The sequence below is a fragment of the Labilithrix luteola genome (assembly GCF_001263205.1).
Classification (GTDB): Bacteria; Myxococcota_A; Polyangia; order Polyangiales; family Polyangiaceae; genus Labilithrix; species Labilithrix luteola.
In genome coordinates this window covers 593,070-612,030 of the sequence record NZ_CP012333.1, presented here as the reverse complement: position 1 = coordinate 612,030, position 18,961 = coordinate 593,070, and the positions used below count along the sequence as shown (strand labels likewise).

Below are 18,961 nucleotides of genomic sequence, written 5' to 3'. Positions count from 1 at the left end.
ACGGCGCATTGCGCGGCGCCATCATCTCACGTCGAGGCTGTTTTTAGAATCGCGGCGAGAGAGGATCGCGCGTACTCGAAGCTGTCGTGATGGGAGCGGCCGTCGATGCCGTCGTTGTCGGCGGGACGGGCACGCTCTTCGGCGTGGGAGCATTCGGTCGCGCGGGACGGGCCGTGGCCGAGACGACGTTCGACGGCATGGTCACCGGGGGCGCGGGCACTGGCTCCGTCGCGGACGCGGGCGGCGGAATCGTGAGCGGTTCGACTTCCACGCTCGCCGCTTCGGCATGTGGCGATGGCTCGACGACGGCCCGGTGGGGGCGCGAGAAGATTACTGCGCTCGCCGCGACGAGGAAGCCAGCGAGTCCGGTCGCGACGAATGCGAGGTGTCGCTTCGGCCTGCGGGCGCGCGCGCGTCTCAGCTCGGCGAGAAACTCCGCGGCGTCCGCTTGACGATCTGCCGGGCCAAACGAAAGCGCACGATCGAGCACGCTTGCGACCTGGCCGGAGAGCTTCGCTCCCAACGACCGAACCGGCGGCGCGGGCTTGGTCACGGCGAAGGCGAGCTGCTCGGCCGGCGTTTTGCCGTCGTGAATCGGACGACTTGTCACGAGCGCAACGCACGTGGCGGCGAGAGACCAAACGTCGGAGCGAGCCGTCACGGCTGCATTGTCGCCACGCGCTTGCTCGGGCGGCATGTATCCCACGGTGCCGACGGTCACGCCGTCGACCGTCGCGGACTCGGCCGAAATCGCATTTCGCATCGACGCCAATCCGAAATCAAGCAATCGGACTTGGCCATTCGTGGTGATGAAAATGTTGTCCGGTTTGACGTCGCGATGGATCACCCCTGCACGATGAGCGGCCGCCAGCGCATCGGCGGCGGTCTCGATGACATCGAGTGCGTCTGGGATCGTGAAAGGCCCCGTTTCGACGAGTTTCGAACGACACGATGCTCCTTCGAGGAGCTCCATCACCAAATACGGACCGTCGTCGTCACCGTCGTCGAGCACCCGAACGATGGCCGGATGCCCCACGCGATTGGCTGCGTACCCCTCGCGTGCAAACCGCCGCACGACGCCCGGATTGCCCGCCGCGAGCGACGCATGGAGGAACTTGATGGCTACGCGATGCCCGTTGTGATGTCTCGCGCGATAGACGCGGCCCATCCCACCCGCGCCGAGCAGGGCCTCGATTTCCCACTTGCCCGCCACTTTCGTTCCGATGCGACGATCTTCGTGGGTGTCGACGAGCGTACGCAGTCCTTCGATGGCGCCGGAGACGTCGGCATTCGCGGTCGACAACCGTGGGCCTGCGCTCGGCGGATTGGGGGCCTCGGAGCGTTGCTCGACGAGAAGGACCATGAGCGCGCGGCAGTCGGCACAGCTCGCGAGGTGCGCGTCGAAAGCTCGAGGATCGGATCCCTTCTCGCGATCTAGCTCGAGAAAGTCGAGCCAGGCTTCTTCGTCCGGACAGTCGCCCACGGCCACGAATGTTGCACGGAATGTTCGGATGGGAACAGGTGCGGGAAGAACTTCGTGCTTCGGAGTCCAGCGTTTCCAGAGCTCGCCACGCTCGGACGAGGTGAGACGGAGCCGCGGTACGGAGGGGTTCGCGGCTCCGTCGCACTTGGTCGTTGGGCGAGGAGCGTCGAGACACCGAGGGAACGGCGGCCGTGCAAAATCGCGGCCAGGCTCCGTGCGCGGAGTCGTTGGTGGGCTATACCGGACTGTCGAGGGAGGGCTGGCGGTGATGAGGCTCGTGAAGGACCGTCGGAGGCGCGCGGCGTGCGTGTGTGGCGAGCGCGTCTTGCTCGTCGTCGCGCTCGGATGTCTCGCTCTGGCGACCGTCGACTGCATTCCAGGGCGCTCTTCGGCCGTTTCCGGCGCGTCCTTCGTGTCGGCGTCCAAGCCGGAGGGGGTGCAGCAGAAGGCATCGCCCGGCGGTGTTCGATTGCCGCCCCCGCCTGACGCCGTCGTTCGGACGTTCGGGTTGTCGCCGTTCTACACCCAGTACGTCGATGCGGGCGGCTTGCCGGTCGTCGCATCGGCCAAGGTCTCTCCCTACGCGCTCCGCGAGGCGGCGTTTCTCATCGGCAAGATGATCGGGCATCGCCCTGACGTGTTGCAGGCGTTGGCGTCACGACGCATTCGGTTCGCCGTGATGTCGAAATCGGAGATGACGGTCGACATCCCCGAGCACTCGGACTTGCAGCCAGCAGCCTTCTGGAACCGTCGTGCGCGAGGGCTCGCCGCCATACTCGTACGGCCTGCGACGAGCTGCGGGGAAGAGAACCTCCTCGACCTTCCGGGGGATCCGTACGTCGCGGAGAACATTCTCGTTCACGAGTTCGCGCATACGATTCACCAGCATGGCATGGCGGTCGTCGACGCCACGTTCGATGCTCGACTCCGCGCTGCGTACGACCAGGCGAAGGCGACGGGGCTTTGGAGCGGAACGTATGCGATGACGAATCCCGAGGAATACTGGGCCGAGGCCACGCAGTCGTGGTTCGACTGCAATCGAGCGAACGACCGCGAGCACGGCCCAATCGATACGCGCGAAAAGCTCGAAGCGTACGACGCGCCGATCGCACGGCTTCTCAGAGAGACCTTCGGCGAGGGCACCTGGCGCTACTCGAAGCCGTCGAAACGAAGCCTCGAGGAGAGCACGCACCTCGTAGGCTTCGACAGAGCGTCGGCGGGCAGCTTCGTTTGGCCCGCGGAGTTCGCAACGAGGTCCGGAGAGTCCTCCGCTCAGCCGAGCGTCCTCACATGGTTGTCGCCGGCGGCAGCGCCGTTCGCGACATCGCGAGACCGCACGCCACCGACGACGGTCTCGTTCGTCAATCGCCGTTCGCACGCCGTCGAGCTCGTCTGGATCGACTTCGACGGCCACGCGCGTCACTACGCGGACATCTCTCCCGCCCAGGCGCATTCCCAAGCGACGTTTGCCGGGCACGTCTGGATGGTCGTCGCGAAGGAGGATGGTCGCCGCCTCGGCGCCGTGATTGCGGGGACGACGCCGGGCCGAGCGGAGATTCGCTGAGGAAGGGCCCTTGGACCTCAGGTGGAGGCGGCCGGCTTCTTCGGCAGCGCCAGAGCGACCAGCACGCTCGCGAGGATGCCTGCGGCGGCGAGCCAGAACGCGAGCTGCGCTCCTTGGGCAAGCGTGCTCTTCGACGCCGCTCCGTCGTCGCCGAGGACATGACGATTGGCGACCGCGACGAGGATGGCGAGGCCAATCGCGTTGCCGACGTTGAGCGTCGTCGACGCCATGCCCGAAGCGACACCCTGTTCGTCATGGTGAACGCCGGAAGCGGCGGCGATCCACATGCCGGTCCACACGATGCCTTGGCCAACTCCGGACACCACGAGACCCGGGACGATGGATAGGTAGCTGCTCTCCACCGTTGCTCCGGGGACCAGCAGCGCCGTGCCAATGGCGCCCGCGAGCATGCCGGCGATCAGCGTCGCGCGTGTCGAGAAGCGGGTCGCGAGTCGTTCGCCCGTCTGCGTACCGATCGCGATCGCGATGGACGGAACGAGAAACGCGAGGCCCGTTCGGAATGCGGTGAAGCCGTGGACGTTCTGGAAGAGCACGGTGAGGAAGTAAGGCAGCGCGCCGAACGTTCCCATATACAGGAACGTGATCATCATCCCGGCCGCGAGGCTGCGATTGCGGAATAGCCGCAGCGGCATCAGCGGATCCTTGCTGCGTGCTTCGATGAGCGTGAATGCGCCGAGGAGCACGACCGAAAGAACGATGCTCCAGACGATGCTCGATGAGGTCCAGCCGGTTTCAGGGCCTTGTACGAGCGCATAGACGAGCAGCGTTGCACCTGCAGTGACGGTGAGCGCGCCGGGAAGATCGAAGCTCCTGCCCTCTGGCCGCGTCGCGTCGCGAGGGATGACGGCAAAGGCCGCCACGATGGCAATGCCGGCGAGCACGACGTTCACGATGAACACGGCCGGCCAGCCGAAGGCGCTCGTCAAGAAGCCGCCCGCCAGTGAACCGATCGTCAGGCCACTGGCGCCCGCACCGCCCCAGATCGCGAGCGCCCGGTTGCGCTCGGGTCCTTCCGCGAAGAGTCGATTGACGAGTGAGAGGTTGGCCGGGAAGAGGAACGCGCCGCCGATGCCCTGGACGGCGCGGGCCGCGATGATCACCTCGGGGCGCCACGCGAGGCCACCCAGCAGCGACGAGACCGCATAGATCCACAGCGCTCCGATGAACATGCGCCGCTGGCCGACGAGATCCGAAGCGCGACCTCCGAAGAGCAAGAATCCGCCACAGAAGACCGTATAGGCGCTGACGACCCATTGGAGCGTCTGCCCCGAGAATCCGAGGCCCTCGCCGATCTTCGGAAGCGAGACGAAGACGATGTTGATGTCGAGGCCGATGATGAGCTGTGCGAAGGCGAGAAGCACCATTGCCGCCGCACGCTTCGTTGCGATTCCTTCGGCTGCAGAAGACGCCAACGCGCTCTGCATCCCAGCTTGATTCGATGCCATGAATAGCTCCCAACGCGACATTGTTTGTCGGTCGACAAACAAATGGACGCCTTGCACTTCATGGTCAAGTGGATTAATTGTTGATCGGCAAACAATGGAGGCCCGATGGCGGGGCGACCGAGAGAATTCGACCGAGACGAAGCGCTGAAGAAGGCGCAAGAAGCCTTTTGGACGCGCGGTTACGAGGGCACGTCCATGGCCGACCTCGTGTCGGCGCTCGGGCTTGCTTCGGCGCGCATCTATGCCGCGTTTGGTTCGAAGGAAGATCTCTTTCGCGAGGCCGTGGAACGCTACGAAGCGGAGGAAGGCTCGTTCGTGGCGAGAGCGCTTGCGGAAGAACCCTTGGCGCTAGGCGCCATCGAGCGAATCCTTCGCGATGCGGTCGACGTCTACACGCGTCCCGGCAGACCGCATGGCTGCATGGTCGTCTCGGCGGCCACGAGCTGTGCTGTCGAGAACGATCCCGTGCGGGAATGGCTGTCCCAACGCCGAAAAATCCAAACGACGGCCATCACCGATCGGTTGAAGCGAGCCGTTCGCGATGGTGAGCTCGAGTCCGGCACCGACACTCAGGTGCTCGGCGACTACGTGACGAGCGTCATGCACGGACTCTCGGTGCAGGCGCGCGATGGGGTTTCCAAGAAACGTCTGCACGCGCTCTGCAAGCTCACCTTGCAGACACTTTCGAACGCCGCGGTCGCCTGAACGACAACGGACGGGAGCGCACCTGAGCTCGCTCGACGTCACGCACGCCCGTTGCATCGAACGCGCGCATGATGAGAAGCACTCCCAAGGTCGTGCGCGTTGCGCGTCGGCGAATCCCGTTTTTCCCGTTCTTCCCGCTCGTGCCGCTTGCGCTCCTAACGGCGAACATTGCCGCTCTCGTGATGCTCTTCCGGCGCGTCCAACGTATCGAGCGTCTCGAGGCCCGAACGGGCGGCGTTTAGCCCTCGTGGGGCGGTAGCGCCGACCGCCAGAGGTCGCGAAGGTCCGGCGGTAGCTGCGCCTCGACGTCAGCGATGGTTTGTTGAGGTAGCGCCCGTTTCGCGGCACGGAGCACTTCGAGCACGATGTGCTCCGTCGCTGCCCGGTCGGTACCGAGGTGACGACCGACTTCGGTAAAGAGCTCTTCACGACCGAACACCGACGCATTCTCCTGCCGATGCGTCGTGCTCGACTCGACCAGCGGCCGGACGACGAGCGGCAAGCCGATGAGCACGTGACGCGCTTCACCGCCGCTCAGGCGCTTGGTGAACAGGCCCAACACGGATGCGAAGGCCTTGGACGGATGCACGTTCGGCGGAAGATGACCGCGTCGTGCGAGGTCTCGTTCGATGGCGCGTTTCGTCTCTTCGGGAGGAACGTCGACGTCGAGATCGGGGGCCGAAACGGGCGGACCGATCCAGAGCTCCTTCAACCCATGGGGAAGCTGCGCGGCGACGCCCGCGACGGCGTTCGCAGACAGCTCGCTGCGAACGGCCGTGAAGACAGCCGAACAGATGACCTCGGCGTGCGCGGGGGTGACGCCCAGATGCTCACCCACGGCGTCGACGAACTCCGCACGGTCCGCCTTGACGACAGGCTTTCCTTCACGATGGAGGACGCACACTTCGAACATCGGAGCGATGGCTTGGGGCACGGCCTCGAGCACGTCGAAGGCGCCTCCTGCCGTCAGACGTTGGGTGAGCGCGCACATCACGGCGCCGAGGGCCGACTCGACGGTCAGCGCCGAGGGAAGGCGAGCGCTGTCGGCGACGGTTCGTCGGACGCGGTTCGTGGTCTCCGGATCGACCTGGCTTCGTTCGAATTGCATGACCGTGGGTGGTCACGACGCGCGCGTCGGACCGATGGGCTGCGTTGGAATTGGGGGATGAATCGGCTGCGCTGGCGCCCCCGGTTCCGGCGCGTAGGGCTGAGGTGCATTGGGCGACGGGGGCTCGCTCGGATTCGGAACGGGGTGAGGCACATGCGGAACGTGCGGCCCAGGCAAGGGCTCTTCCGGCGGTTTGGGCTGCGAGTCACGCGGCGGGCCGTTCGGCGCGAGAAGCATGGCCGGATCGGCGTGCATTCCATGTGCCGTACCGACCTCTCCCCATGACGGATTCGCGCTGGGCGAGCGCGGGTCTTGCTTCAGCCTCGGAAGGAGCGCGACTCCGCCGGAGCCCGACGACGTTTGCCAGGCTCGTGGTGGCGCTCCAGAGAGGAGCTGTGCCTGCCATGGCTACAAGCGAGCATGAAATTCGCGAGCTGGTCGCTCGACACCGCATCAACTATCGGGTGACTCCGGAGTGGGGACCCGACGCGCACTGGCATCAACAGAAGATCGGCTTCCAGATCGAGCTCTACGGCGTCGTCGCCGACGAGTCGACGTCCGCGGACCCGCCTCCGCTCGACACCGACGTCACGAATCCCGCGCACGACGCCCTCGATGCGGTGGCCTCGTTCGCCTTTGGTAACGGGAACAAAGACGTCATGATGACGGTCGACCCCTATCGTGCGGAGCTCGTACGCGAGCCCTCGCTGAACGCTTGGGGCGTCGAGCTCGTCGGTCACGTCCTCCACAACGGTGACGTTCGTCGCCCCGCCGACGCCGCCCAGGCGCGCTACGTCGCGGAGGTCAAACAGCGGCTCTCGAAGATCGGCGTGCACGAGCGCTGAGCAGGCACGCGACGCCGCTCCCGAGATCCTCGCGGGGCTCGCGACGCGCTACGTTCGGTACGGTCCCGTGGGCGTGTCGTGGTCGACGTAGACCGCTTGTCCGCCGGAGGCGTCGACCAGCGCTTGGAGCGTGGTGGGATCGACGAAGGGCTGGGCGGCTCCACAGTTTGCGCAGATGCGGAGCGAGAGCGGCACGTTGTACTGCCGCGGAGGTTGCCAGACCGACTCCGGTGGGACAGGCATGGCCATCAGCATCCGGTTGTCGGCCGCAGCCTGGTTGCTCCAGAACGGCTCCGTCTCGGAGTGAGATTCCGGCCGCCGGCCGCCGTACGAGGTTCGCCACGACGGTACATAGACGAATCGGCGCGACTGGCACGCGCTGCACGTCGTCGGGAGAGCGCAGTTCATCGATTCCAAGTCTACCGTCGAGCAAGGCTTGGGGCCCGTGCGTCTTCGACCGATTCTCGTCGGCCGGCAGCTACCCGAGGAGTAGGCTCCGGCCGCGATGTCGATCGAAGCCGTTCTGTTCGATTGCGACGGCACGCTCGTGGACAGCGAGCACCTGACCAACCAGGTTCTGGTCGAGTACCTCGCCGAGCTCGGCCATACGATGAGCGTGCTCGACGCCCTCGACGCGTACGTGGGCCTGAAGATGGCCGACTGTGTCGCGGATCTCGAGCGCCGCTTCCGCACCACGTTGCCGCCCGGCTTCGTCGAGGTTTTCCGCGCGCGAACGGCGCTGGCCTTCACCGAGCGGCTCCGGCCCATCGATGGGGCAGACGCGATGCTCTCCTCGCTGTCGCTGCCGTTCTACGTGGCTTCGAGCGGCCCCCGCCAGAAGATCGAGCACAGCCTGACGGTGACCGGGCTCCTTCGCCATTTTCCGAACGCGAACGTCTTCACCGCCTACGAGATCGGGCACTGGAAGCCCGATCCGGCGTTCTACCGCGCCGTCCTTTCCAAGCTTGGATTGCGGCCGCACCAAGCCGTCGTCGTCGAAGACAGCGTCGCGGGAATCCGCTCCGCGCTCGGCGCCGGCCTTCGGACGATCGCCCTCGGTCCTGCCGAACGACTCTCCGGTGACCTCGCGTCGGCCCTCGCCGTCCCCGACCTGGCGAGGGCCACCGAGGCGCTCCGCCGACTCCACGAGAGCCCGTCGTAACCGGGCTCGCCGCCAAACGGCCGCGGTCAGCGCGGTCGATCGTCGGGTGTCGGGGAGCGGCCTCGACCTACCTGACTACTCGCAGATCGTGCTCGTTTCGTCGTCCGGATCCGCGACGCACTTCCCGCTGCAGCAGTCCGAGCCACGGTTGCACGAGAAGCCGCTGTCGGAGCAGCAGTTCTTGTCGCCCGACGTCTGGCGCTTGCAGCTACCCGGATCACCCTTCGAAAAGCAGCTGTCGGCCTCGGACGACGACGGGCAAGAGTAATAACTGTGTCCAAGGCAGCAGGACGCGGACTCCGACGAACTGCTCGAGCCGCCCGAGCTGGAATGGGAACCACCGCTGGACGTGTGACCACCGCTCCCGCCGCCGGGCGACGAACCGCCGCCCTTCGAGTCCGGTTCGGAGCCGCCTCCCGTCGAGCCGGAGGAAGAGCCGCCGTCGCTGCCGCATGCCGTCAGAAGTGCAAGGATCGAGAACGTCAGAACAACCATCTTCGTGGACATCGCATTCTCCAAGTGCCCCCGAAGCTCGGGGATTTTCGGTACGGCTTTGCCGCCACTCGGATGACGCGAGGCGCGAGGGTATGTAACGACGATTCTCGAAGAAAAATTTCAGCCCGTGGATGGCGACCTGGATTGGCCCTTCCGGATCGACGCCGGGGTCGTGTTGCGGAGGCGCCGAAAAGCACGCTGGAACGCATGAACGCTCGACCAGCCGAGCGACTCGGCGATCTGCGTGGTGGGCAGATCCGTTTCCTTGAGGAGCCGTTCGGCCTCCTCGGCACGCATGCGGGCATGAAACTGGATCGGCGGAAGCCCGGTCACCTGCGCAAAGCGGCGCGCCAGAGTCGCACGCGAGACGCCCACGCTCTTCGCCAGCGCTTCGACGTCCCACTCCACGTCGAGCTCCTCGCTCATGCGAGCGATGGCACGCGCCACGACGTCGTCTTCGGCGCTCTCCAGGGCCGTGAGGCGCGCAGGGGTCGTGTCACCGAGGAGCCGGACGAACTCCACGAGAACCATTTCGAGCAAGCGCCGTTGCATGAGTGACGAGCCGAGCTTTGGCATCGTTGACTCCTCGCGCAACCTCACGAGGGTGGCGTCGAACGACGGACGCTGTTCGATCGATCGCCCGCTCGCGTAGAGCACTGGCGGCAACGCGCGGACGAGCGAGGCGAGCTCCTCGTGCTGGAAGTAGAAGAGGCCGCACAAAGCGCGCGCCTCGTCGCGCCCCGTTCCGAGTACGCGTTCGCCGTCTTCCACCCTGGCGTTCGCCAGCCACCTCTCGAGGGTGACGGGCCGAATCGTGGGGTCGCCTGCATCGAGGCGGTGCTCGACGTGCGGTCCGACCAGAGCGATGTCGCCGGGGAGCAAGCGTTGGTCGACGTCTTTCGCGCGAAGCACGCACGTCCCATCGAGCACGTGGTGGAGAACGAGCACGGGCCGAGCCGCGAGGGCGAGCGCCCAGCGACCACGGCCGACGGTTCGGCAGACGAGTTCGCTGTGGAGCGATGCGCGATCGAGGAGGTGCGTGAGCGGGTCGTCGGCGTGCATGATTGGAGCTTAGACGCTCGATACATGCCCGCCAAGTCGGGTGGTTTGAGCGTTTTGGATCCATTCGAGAGCTTTGCGGATCCAGCCCCTATGACCGTCATGCCGTAGTTTCTTCGTCATGAACAAGGCACTCTCGCTCGGTCAGGTTGCTTCTTCCCGTCGCCGCACGTTCTCCAAGGCGGAGCTCGTGGTCAGTCTGATCGGCGGCGCCCTTCTGATGTTCATCGGGGTCCGCTTTCTCGTGATCCCCGCCGTCGCCGGAGAGGCGTTCGGGGTGACCATCGATCACGCCTCGACGTACGGGCACCTCAAGGGCATTCGCGACCTCTTCACCGGCGTCATCCTCGCCGTCTTCGCGCTCCTCGGTGATCGCCGCGGGACCGGCCTCGTTCTCGTGCTCGGCTCGATGATCCCCGTCGTCGACGGGTACGAAGTCTTTTCCGTCCACGGCCTCGACGTGGCGCACATGTCGATTCACTGGGGCACCGCCCTGGTGTGTACGCTGCTCGGCATCTGGCTTCTCAAGACCAAGCCGAGCGACAAAGCGAACGCCTCGTGACGTGGATTTCGGGCCCCTCGTGGCGCTCGCCGCCATCCTGCCGCTGCTCCGACGTCGTCGCCGATGAAGACGGCGTCAGCGGCGACGACCTGGCTGCACGTTCACCTTGCCTCTCGCGCTGAGTCGCGCATGATCACGCAGCTTAATGTCGTCCGCCTTGCATCGTGCCGGCCTCTTGGCGACGGCGCTTGTCGTAGAGACCATTCTCGTCGCTTGCACGGGGCACATCGGTGGGGCGGGCTCCGCGGAGACGGCCGAGACCACCGCGGCAACGCCGGGAACGCGCAGCACGCCGAGCACCGACGGGGGCACGACGAGCCCTGACGGGAGCACGAACGTCGATGCCGGGCCGGTGGGCCCCGATCTCGGCGCATGCAGCGGAGCGTCGGTCGAACCCGACGCGTCGAAGACGATCTCCGCCTTCTTCGATTCGCTTCCCTATTCGAATCCGACGGGGGCGACGAAGGACGAGTACATCGACACGATCATCAAGACGTGTCAGGTCTTCGGGCCGCCTGCGTCGACCGGCTTCGAGAAGAAGCACTGTTGGGCTCATCTCGCGTCGGCGATGCTGAAGGAGTCGAGCTACGATCCGAACGCGTACGTGATCGATGGCTACGCCACGCGCGACATCCACGGTACGCCGGCGAACGATCCGACCGTGGGTCTCCTGCAAATTCGGTTCAGCTCGACCGTTCGCGATTACGCAACGTACGGATCGGCCGAGAAGCTCGCCTGCGTCGGTTGCACCTTTCCGGCCGACTTCGCGAGTCACGTGGATGACGAGCAGCAATCGACCTTCTGGGCCGTGACGGGGCCCCAAGCGAACCTGTCGCTGATGAAGAGCCCGCGCTGCAACATCGCGCTCGGTGCTTGGTACTACTACATGAATGCGACCGGCAACGGAGGCGGCTCGGCGACCTACGCCTCGCAGTACTGCGAGGGGAAGGGAACCGCGGGCAACCTGATCACGGGGCTCCTCTCCCATCTCGACGGCGCCGAAGGCGGCCACGGCGTCATCTCCAATCAGGGCGGCATCGACGCACTGCAATCGAACGATCCCGGCGGCTACGACTACGTGACGAACATCAAAGCGTCGTTCGACAAGATGCTCGGCCCGATCAGCGGTACGCATCCGTTCTTCCGGATCCTTCCCCCGAGTCCGTCGCAATACTGTCGCTGACTGGAGGTGGGGGCGGGCGCAACGGTCGCGCTCGGTCACACGCACCCGCGTAACGGGCGCAAAGTGACCTAGAGTAACGCCCCGAAGGCATGCGTGCGTCGAGACGGGCCGCCACCACGAAAGCCATGGCGGTGACGGTCGCGACCGGTCTCGGCTGGCTCGTGCTGCTGCACGCACGCCTCGCCGAGGCGGCACCCTTCGAACTGGATTGGTCTGCACCCGAGGGCTGTCCTTCGCGCGAGCGAATCGTCGAGGCGTCGCTCGCGCGGCTGGGAGAAGGTCCGTCCCGCGGGGCACCCGAGCTCTTGGTGAAAGGGAACGTCACGGTCACCGGCGCGTCGATCACCGCGGATTTCCAGGTCCGCGACGCTGCCGGGACCGAGCTCGGCGAGCGCGGCGTTCGCTTCGAAGAATCGCGATGTGCAGACATCACCGAGTCGGCCGCCCTCGTGCTCGCCATGATGATCGCCGTGGCTCGCCCGCAGGCGGCGCCCTCGAGCCCCGATGCACATGCCACGAGCGAAGACACGGAGCCGCGCGCCGTCTTGCCGGACAGGCCATCGAGACCCGCTCGCGAATCGCAACCACCTCGCGAACGCGTGCCCATGACGATCGGAGCTTCGGCGCTGATGAGTGCCGGTTTGCTCCCCGAGATTGGATTCGGCGGTGCGCTCCGCTGGACGGCGACATTCGCCACCCCTGTCCTCGTCGGTCTCGAGGGAAGCTTCGAAATGTCCCCTTCGGTACGCGCCGCCGAGGGGGAAGCCGTGTTCCGGTACCTGGATGCGGGAGCACTCGTCGGCTATCGCGTGATGCGCTCCAGGTGGCTCGAGCTCATTCCCCTCGTCGAGGCGCGCGCGGGTGTGGCGCTCGTCACCACCCGCGGTTTTCGTGCGTCGTATGACGCAACGCGTTTCGTGAGCGTGCTTGCGGCGGGTGTGCTCGGACGTGTTCCTCTGAGCTCGACCTTGCGGCTCGACGTCTTGCCCGACGTTCGCGTTCCGCTCGTGGCCGACGAATTCGTGCTCCGGCAGCCCGAACGGATCGTCTCCGTGCATCGTTCTGCAACGATCGAGACGCGTCTTGCCGTGGGGATCGCCTGGGAATTCCGCTGACCGCGGGGCGCTTTCGACCGGCTCGAGAAAAACCGACCATCGTTTTTCAAATGCGAAGGGGCACGTGCATAGAAGGCCCGTGAGCGTGGCGCTTGGCCTGACGAAACGACCTTCGATCGAGGCGGATCTCCGTCCCGAGCTCGATGCGTTCTTTCGCGCGCACGTGGACTACGTGTGGCGGTCGCTCCGTCATCTCGGCGTTCGCGAAGCCGACCTGCCGGACCAGACGCATGAGGTCTTTCTGATCGCCTACCGCCGATACGGCACGTGGGATGGAGAGCACGCGCGTGGCTGGCTGTTCGCGATCGCGCGTCGATGCGCCTCGGCGTATCGGCGCAAAGCGCACCGCCGTCACGAGCTCGTCGTGGAGCATCTCCCCGACGAGGGCGTGGACGCCGACCCCTCCGCGCGCCTCGATGCCGAGCGACTCGATCGCGCGCTCGCTCGACTGGATGACGACAAGCGAACCGTCTTCGTCCTCTTCGAAATCGAAGAGATGTCGATGCGCGACATCGCCAAGACCGTCGGATGCCAACTGCCGGCGGCCTATGCCCGACTCTACGCCGCGCGCCGCGAGCTCGCGAGCTTGCTCTCCGAGGAACGATGAACTTCGACACCGATCCGCCGCGCCTGTCCGAAGGGGAAGGGGAGTCCGCCGAGCTCGCCCGTCTGGTCCGTGCCTCTCGCGCGCGGCGGCCAACCACCAAGACGACGGCCGGCATGGCCGAACGACTCGCGGCCACGAGCGTCTACGCGTCCGCGGCGCGCGGCATCACGGCTTCTCGTGGCACCACGTTCGCGAAGGTCGGCCTCGTTGCCCTCGTTGGCATCGGCCTCGGTGTCTTCACTGCACGGACGCACGGCGTGGAGACACCGCCGTCGTCGAGCGTCGTCGAGAATCGCGTTCCCTCCGTTGCGCCTTCCGCGGAGCCGCCTGCACCTCCAACGACCGAGATGCCCTCGATTCCCGTCGATGCCCTTCCGTCGTCGGCACCGGTGGCCGCGACGGTGCACGCCGAGACCGCTCGCGCGGCGCAGCCCGCGTCACCGTCGCCGGAGGCCACCCGAGTCACGTCGACGCGCGAGAGTGAGTTCACGCTCGTTCGTCACGCCCAAGACGCGCTTGCCGTGAACCCGGGAGGCGCTCTGTCTCTCGCGCAGGAACACGCTCGAACGTTCCCGAACGGCGAGCTCGTGCAAGAGCGCGAAGTCATCGCGGTCGAAGCGCTCTCGAAACTCGGACGCAGCGCGGACGCCAAGGCGCGCGCGACCGCGCTCGTCACTGCCCATCCTCGATCGCCGTACGTCGCGCGCCTCGAACGCGCGATCGGCGAGCCACTCGCGCCGCCTTCTTCGGCAGATTCCCGCTAGCCCGCTCACCGCGGAGAACAACGATGATTCGCAAACTATCCTGGCTTGCGGCATTTGCCTGCATTCCACTCGCATCGTTTCTTGCGTGCTCCGAGCCGGTGGTCATCGCGGACAGCGAGCCGACGGACGACGGGCGATTCGTGACGTTGGATTCCGGAATGGACGGCGACGCCTCGGCTCTGGAGACGCCGCTCATGTGCCCTTCCTCGACGTGCCTCGATCCGTGGCGCACGTGCCCGTCTTCCAAATTTCCTTGCGACACGAATCTGCTGACCGACGACGAGAACTGCGGCGGCTGCGGAATTCGTTGTGGCGGAATCGTGGACCTCACCGCCCAATGGACGTGCGTCGACGGTCAATGCGTCTTCGGCTGCAGGGGAATGGGGAGTCAGAATTGTGACAAAAATCCGTCGAACGGATGTGAGACGTTTACCCAATACGACCCGACGAATTGCGGTACGTGCGGCACGGTGTGTCCGGCAGGATTCGATTGCGATTATGGAATTTGCGTCGATGCTTGTGAGGCGTACGGACTGCCGGACATGTGTCCCGACGGGACGTGCACCGATCTCCAGAGCGACGACGCGAACTGCGGCTCTTGCGGAGTCGAGTGCGATACCTCGGGCGTCGGCTTGCCGGCGCTCCACGACACGATGCATTACGGCTGTGTCGGGGGTGCATGCGGGGTGCCGAAGTGCAACGACAGCAACAGCGAGAATTGCAACGGCGACTTGAACGACGGTTGTGAAGCCAATCTCCATACGCCGGAACACTGCGTGTCGTGCGATGACGTGTGCCCCGCCGGCAAGTTCTGCGGTTACGGCGGTGGCGGTTGGAAGTGCCTCTGTGGCGAAGGGCAGACGCGCTGCATATCGAACTATCCGAACGAGGGAGCGTGCCGGAGTCTCGACGACGACCCCCTGAACTGTGGTGGTTGCGACAACGTCTGCCCCGGGGGGGCGTGGCCTCACTATCAGCCGATGTGCACCTCCGGCGTGTGCGGCGGCGCATGCCAAACGAATTACGCCGATTGCGACGAGCTGCTCGACAACGGATGCGAGGTGGACACGCGCGTCGACAATCGCAATTGCGGCGCGTGCGGTCATGCATGTGAACCGGGCCAGGCTTGCTACGAGGGCGCCTGTCTCGTGGCTCCGTGCGACGCGGGAGTGACGGCGAAATGAAACGCATCGTCACCCTTGCGGGGATCCTCTCGCCCTTCGTACTCGCTCTGATCGTCCAGGCTTGCGCGACGTCGAGCGAGACAACCCGGCCGGACGTGGGATCGCCTTCCGTGGTTCCGGACCTCGATTCCGGCGTGGGGGGGCCCGGTGATACCGGCGACGCCGACCGGCCCACGCTCCCCTGCGCCGCTGGCAACCTTTGCGAAGTGCAAGTGCCACTGTCGTTCGGCTACGTGACCGCCATCCGTGGACGCTCGAAGAACGATGTGTGGGCCACGGGGACTCGTGGCGCGCTCATGCACTACGGGGGACAGGCGTGGACGAGCGTTGTGACGGACTCGTCCGAGACCGTATCCAGTCTGTTCCTCACGCCCGACGAGCTCTGGATGATCGCAGGAAACTTCGTCACGCGACGTGGCGCGGAGCCAGGCACCGTACGGAGGATGCAGCTCGGGACGCCGCATACCCTGAGCGGCGTCGCCGTTCTTCCGAATGGCGATGCGTACCTCGCGCTCTTGCGAACGACGAAGTACTCCCCGCTCGTGCCTCCGCTCGTGAAGATCGTCGACTTCGATGCCCAGGAGGTCGAGGCGACGGCATGGCCCCTCATTCCCGGCGTGGACCCCGAAGCGGCCGCGGCGTCGCCCGAAGAAATGATGCCTCGGGCGAGCTGTCTCGTGCCGGACCACGCACTCTGGCTCGTCGGCGATCATGCGAAGGTCGTCCGCTACCCGGTAACACCCTTGGGCACCGGCGAGTTCGTATCTGTCGGGTCGCAGGCGAATCTCAAGGCCGCGTGGGGACACGACGAGCACCTGTGGGCCGTCGGTGCAGGCGGCACGATTCTCCACTACGACGGAGCGACCTGGCACGCGCAGGACTCCGGGACTTCGGTCGAGCTCGAGGCGGTTTTCGGCTTCTCCGACCGCGACGTCTGGGTAGCCGGGCCAGAGGGCACGGTTCTTCACTTCGACGGCGAGCGTTGGTCGAAGATCGATGTCGGCGACTATCACGGTCGTCTCGAAACCATCTGGGGCTCGGCTTCCGACGACGTCTGGATCGGCGGTGAGCTCGCGATGTTCCACTGGGGAGCGCTGCCATGAGAGCCATCGGATATGCGGCCGTGGGTTTGATGTGCATCGCGGCCTGCGCGACGACCGGAGACGACCCGCCCGATGTCTCACCGAGCCCCGACGTTCCCCACGACGACGGCGGAAGCCCCGCGGATGACGCGGGCGCGGCGACGGACGGGCGGCCTCCTCCGGTGGACCTCGATGCCGAGAAGGCTCTCGTCTGCGGCGACAGTGGTTACTGCGAAACCCGATTGCCGACTTCGTCTTGGGGTGAACCGCTATCGCTTCGCGCCGTGTGGATGGTGGATCCGAACGACGTTTGGAGCGTGACGGAAGAGGGGGTCGTTCTCCACTGGGATGGAAATCAGTGGTCGATTTCCTATCAGGGCAATCACCCGCTTTATGCCATCTGGGCCACGCGAACGAGCGTCTGGGCGGCCGGTCAAGGCGGAAATCTCCTGCGTCGAGGTGAGGGCAATTCTTGGTCGCGCGTCGAGACGAATCATATCGGGACCATTCGCGCCATTTATGGCACGGCGGACGACGACGTGTGGATTACCCGCGGCGATGGAGGAGTCGACCACTTCGACGGAACGTCGCTCCAGACGCAGACGTTCGACATTCCCAACCTGGAGATCACCACCGTTTTCGGTCGTGAGGGATTCGGAACGTACGTTGCCGGCTATGTGAAAGGTCCCGTGCCGGACGACCGGTATGCAACCGTTCCGCACGTGCCCTGGGTCCGCGGGCTGACCGGCGCCGACGTCACTGAATTCGATCTGTCGTTCTCCCAGGCGCAGGGCGTCGTGCCCGTTGCGGGAGCCGTCACCAATTCACCCGATGCCACGCAGCGCGTAGCGCTGAGCGGTTATCTGGAGCGCTTCGTGAAGGACGACGGGAAGTTCGCCATCGCGGATTTGCGCTACATCATTGCCGGCAAAGACGGAGTCGTTCGCGCGACGTCTTACGGAAATCCGACGACGGTGCTCGGACAGAGGATCGAACCACCGCCGATTTTGCCGCTCTGGACGCGTGATTGGACCGACGTGCGCTTTCCCTTCCACTTCGCGCAGATTCTCACGTGGAACGGAGTCGACGAGAAACGAAGCTCCATCGACATGGGATACGACTTCGTTCCCCGGAAGATCTTCGGCATCCAGGGCGACGCGACGGTCATGTGGCTCGTGGGCGATGGATTCGCCGTGAGAGGAGGCGCGCCGTGAGGGGCCGAGGTCATCGGGTGATCGGTTTCGCGGTCTTCGGACCGCTCGCGTTGGCGGCTTTGGTGGCGTGCTCCTCGGCAGGCGATGCCACACCGCGTCCGACCACGCCGAGCGCCGACGACGCCGGAACGGTGGACGGCGACGTAAAGGCGCCCGGGCTCGACTCGGGAACATCGGACGCTTCGGACGGCGGAATCGTCGAGCCGCCGCCCTACGACTTCGCCGTGCAATGCGCTGGCGACCCTTGTGTCGCGCAGCTTGCCGCGCGCGGGGGCGCGCACGCATGCGCCGTGCTCCGCGACGGCAGTGCTCGATGCTGGGGATCGAACGACTCGGGGCAGCTCGGTACGGGGAGCAACGACGGAGGAGCCGTCGCCAAGTTCGCGACCGCACCCACGCGGGTTGCTGGCTTGTCGAATGCGAGGAGCGTCGCCACGACGGGGAGCGGATCGGCCGGAACGAGCTGCGTGGTGAGGGCGGACGACTCGCTGTTCTGCTTCGGTTCGGACATTTCGGGACAACTCGCTCGCGAGACCGGCCCGTCGACCGGCGTGCATGCAGATCCCATCGCCGTTGCCGGCGTTCGGGTGAAGTCGATTTCTCTCGCCAATACCTTCGCGCTCGCCTCGGGCACCGACGGACGACTGTGGTCGTGGGGAGCGAACGACGCCGCACAGCTCGGGCGCATTCTCGCTACCGATGCGGGGCCGAGCTGGCTGCCCGCCCTCGCGGACCGCGTCACCGACGGCGTGCGTTCCTTCGCGGGAACGTCGCGCTCGGGCTTCGCCGTCACGACGAGCGGTGACGTTCTCTCGTGGGGTGGAGCAACGGCCGACGAGCTTGGACGCAGCGCCTCGCTGTCGAAGAATCCAGTGCCCGACAAGCTCGCCGTCACCGGCGTGACGAGCGTGGTCACCGGCGCCCACCATGCATGTGCCCTCTCCCCCGGACGCATCGAGTGCTGGGGCAGCAACGACGTGGGCCAGCTTGGGACCGGCCTGCGCGCCGAAGAGCCTTTCCCTGCTCGGGTGGTGCTCCCCCAAGACGTCTACCCCGTCGCCATCGCCGCCGGAGGCAACGACACCTGCGCCATCGATGCCGACGGCAAGCTCCTATGCTGGGGAGCGAACGAGAGCGGGCAGCTCGGGAGGTTGGATGGCCGTGACGGACCAACGCCTCGCGTCGTCCAAGGGCTCGACGAGCAGGTCGTCGCGGTCGGCGTGATGGACGCCTCAGTATGCGCGCTCCTGCGCAGCGGAACCGTTCGCTGCTGGGGAGACAATTTGTTCGGCCAACTCGGTCGCGGTGCGCGTGACGCGGACGTGCACCCGGAGTCCGCCGTCGTCGACTTCCCGTGATCGAT

General features: G+C 65.9%; 20 protein-coding genes. 14 read left to right on the top strand and 6 right to left on the bottom strand.

Features of this window, described 5'->3' with window-relative positions:
- Positions 1–43: 43 nt before the first annotated feature.
- The gene (locus AKJ09_RS02855; RefSeq protein WP_169927202.1) at positions 44–1,483 is read right to left on the bottom strand and encodes a serine/threonine-protein kinase; all 1,440 of its coding nucleotides are present in this window, start codon (positions 1,481–1,483) and stop codon (positions 44–46) included.
- Between the two features lie 268 nt (positions 1,484–1,751).
- Here AKJ09_RS02855 and AKJ09_RS54100 point away from each other — a divergent pair, with 268 nt between their 5' ends.
- Positions 1,752–3,047, top strand: coding sequence for a VHL beta domain-containing protein (locus tag AKJ09_RS54100; protein WP_240488925.1), 1,296 nt, complete (start codon positions 1,752–1,754; stop codon positions 3,045–3,047).
- A gap of 17 nt (positions 3,048–3,064) precedes the next feature.
- Here the strand turns inward: AKJ09_RS54100 and AKJ09_RS02845 are convergent, their stop codons facing one another.
- Entirely contained in the window at positions 3,065–4,492 is a 1,428-nt protein-coding gene (locus AKJ09_RS02845) for an MFS transporter (protein WP_146655419.1), read from the bottom strand.
- A gap of 126 nt (positions 4,493–4,618) precedes the next feature.
- Between AKJ09_RS02845 and AKJ09_RS02840 the strand changes: the two genes are divergently transcribed.
- Both AKJ09_RS02840 and AKJ09_RS52615 read left to right on the top strand, forming a co-directional pair.
- A complete protein-coding gene (locus AKJ09_RS02840; protein ID WP_146645641.1) occupies positions 4,619–5,218 on the top strand; it encodes a TetR/AcrR family transcriptional regulator in 600 nt (199 codons plus the stop codon).
- Between the two features lie 68 nt (positions 5,219–5,286).
- Positions 5,287–5,460, top strand: a complete 174-nt coding sequence (locus AKJ09_RS52615) for a hypothetical protein (RefSeq protein WP_169927201.1) — start codon at positions 5,287–5,289, stop codon at positions 5,458–5,460.
- Here the strand turns inward: AKJ09_RS52615 and AKJ09_RS02835 are convergent.
- The gene (locus tag AKJ09_RS02835) at positions 5,457–6,326 is read right to left on the bottom strand and encodes a DUF2267 domain-containing protein (RefSeq protein ID WP_146645640.1); all 870 of its coding nucleotides are present in this window, start codon (positions 6,324–6,326) and stop codon (positions 5,457–5,459) included. The two genes, AKJ09_RS52615 and AKJ09_RS02835, sit on opposite strands and share 4 nt — an antisense overlap.
- 404 nt (positions 6,327–6,730) lie before the next feature.
- Between AKJ09_RS02835 and AKJ09_RS02830 the strand changes: the two genes are divergently transcribed.
- Complete coding sequence (locus AKJ09_RS02830; protein ID WP_146645639.1) at positions 6,731–7,171, top strand: hypothetical protein; 441 nt, start codon at positions 6,731–6,733, stop codon at positions 7,169–7,171.
- A gap of 48 nt (positions 7,172–7,219) precedes the next feature.
- On the opposite strand, the gene AKJ09_RS02825 is transcribed toward AKJ09_RS02830, so the two are convergent.
- Positions 7,220–7,579, bottom strand: coding sequence for a hypothetical protein (locus AKJ09_RS02825; protein WP_146645638.1), 360 nt, complete (start codon positions 7,577–7,579; stop codon positions 7,220–7,222).
- Positions 7,580–7,676: 97 nt separating this feature from the next.
- On the opposite strand from AKJ09_RS02825, the gene AKJ09_RS02820 reads away from it, so the two are divergent.
- Positions 7,677–8,333, top strand: coding sequence for an HAD family hydrolase (locus AKJ09_RS02820; RefSeq protein WP_146645637.1), 657 nt, complete (start codon positions 7,677–7,679; stop codon positions 8,331–8,333).
- Positions 8,334–8,408: 75 nt separating this feature from the next.
- On the opposite strand, the gene AKJ09_RS02815 is transcribed toward AKJ09_RS02820, so the two are convergent.
- Positions 8,409–8,840, bottom strand: coding sequence for a hypothetical protein (locus AKJ09_RS02815; protein ID WP_146645636.1), 432 nt, complete (start codon positions 8,838–8,840; stop codon positions 8,409–8,411).
- A gap of 108 nt (positions 8,841–8,948) precedes the next feature.
- Positions 8,949–9,890 carry an AraC family transcriptional regulator gene (locus AKJ09_RS02810; RefSeq protein ID WP_146645635.1) on the bottom strand — a complete coding sequence of 314 codons (942 nt, stop codon included), beginning with the start codon at positions 9,888–9,890 and terminating at the stop codon, positions 8,949–8,951.
- Between the two features lie 118 nt (positions 9,891–10,008).
- Here AKJ09_RS02810 and AKJ09_RS02805 point away from each other — a divergent pair, with 118 nt between their 5' ends.
- The 9 genes from AKJ09_RS02805 to AKJ09_RS02770 all read left to right on the top strand — a co-directional run bounded on the left by AKJ09_RS02805 (position 10,009) and on the right by AKJ09_RS02770 (position 18,956).
- On the top strand, positions 10,009–10,449 hold the full coding sequence (locus AKJ09_RS02805) for a DUF4267 domain-containing protein (RefSeq protein WP_146645634.1): 441 nt from the start codon (positions 10,009–10,011) through the stop codon (positions 10,447–10,449).
- Between the two features lie 157 nt (positions 10,450–10,606).
- Positions 10,607–11,632: a hypothetical protein gene (locus AKJ09_RS02800; RefSeq protein WP_146645633.1), complete on the top strand. Its 1,026-nt coding sequence runs from the start codon at positions 10,607–10,609 to the stop codon at positions 11,630–11,632.
- Between the two features lie 89 nt (positions 11,633–11,721).
- Positions 11,722–12,747: a hypothetical protein gene (locus tag AKJ09_RS02795; RefSeq protein WP_146645632.1), complete on the top strand. Its 1,026-nt coding sequence runs from the start codon at positions 11,722–11,724 to the stop codon at positions 12,745–12,747.
- Positions 12,748–12,826: 79 nt separating this feature from the next.
- Positions 12,827–13,354, top strand: coding sequence for an RNA polymerase sigma factor (locus AKJ09_RS02790; RefSeq protein WP_169927200.1), 528 nt, complete (start codon positions 12,827–12,829; stop codon positions 13,352–13,354).
- A complete protein-coding gene (locus AKJ09_RS02785) occupies positions 13,351–14,118 on the top strand; it encodes a hypothetical protein (RefSeq protein WP_146645630.1) in 768 nt (255 codons plus the stop codon). The genes AKJ09_RS02790 and AKJ09_RS02785 overlap by 4 nt, the downstream gene beginning before the upstream one ends.
- Positions 14,119–14,141: 23 nt before the next feature.
- On the top strand, positions 14,142–15,302 hold the full coding sequence (locus AKJ09_RS02780) for a hypothetical protein (RefSeq protein WP_146645629.1): 1,161 nt from the start codon (positions 14,142–14,144) through the stop codon (positions 15,300–15,302).
- On the top strand, positions 15,299–16,405 hold the full coding sequence (locus AKJ09_RS02775; protein WP_146645628.1) for a sialidase family protein: 1,107 nt from the start codon (positions 15,299–15,301) through the stop codon (positions 16,403–16,405). Before AKJ09_RS02780 ends, AKJ09_RS02775 begins: the two co-directional genes overlap by 4 nt.
- A complete protein-coding gene (locus tag AKJ09_RS52610; RefSeq protein WP_169927199.1) occupies positions 16,402–17,598 on the top strand; it encodes a WD40/YVTN/BNR-like repeat-containing protein in 1,197 nt (398 codons plus the stop codon). The genes AKJ09_RS02775 and AKJ09_RS52610 overlap by 4 nt, the downstream gene beginning before the upstream one ends.
- A complete protein-coding gene (locus tag AKJ09_RS02770; RefSeq protein ID WP_169927198.1) occupies positions 17,595–18,956 on the top strand; it encodes an RCC1 domain-containing protein in 1,362 nt (453 codons plus the stop codon). Before AKJ09_RS52610 ends, AKJ09_RS02770 begins: the two co-directional genes overlap by 4 nt.
- The last annotated feature ends 5 nt before the right edge of the window (positions 18,957–18,961 follow it).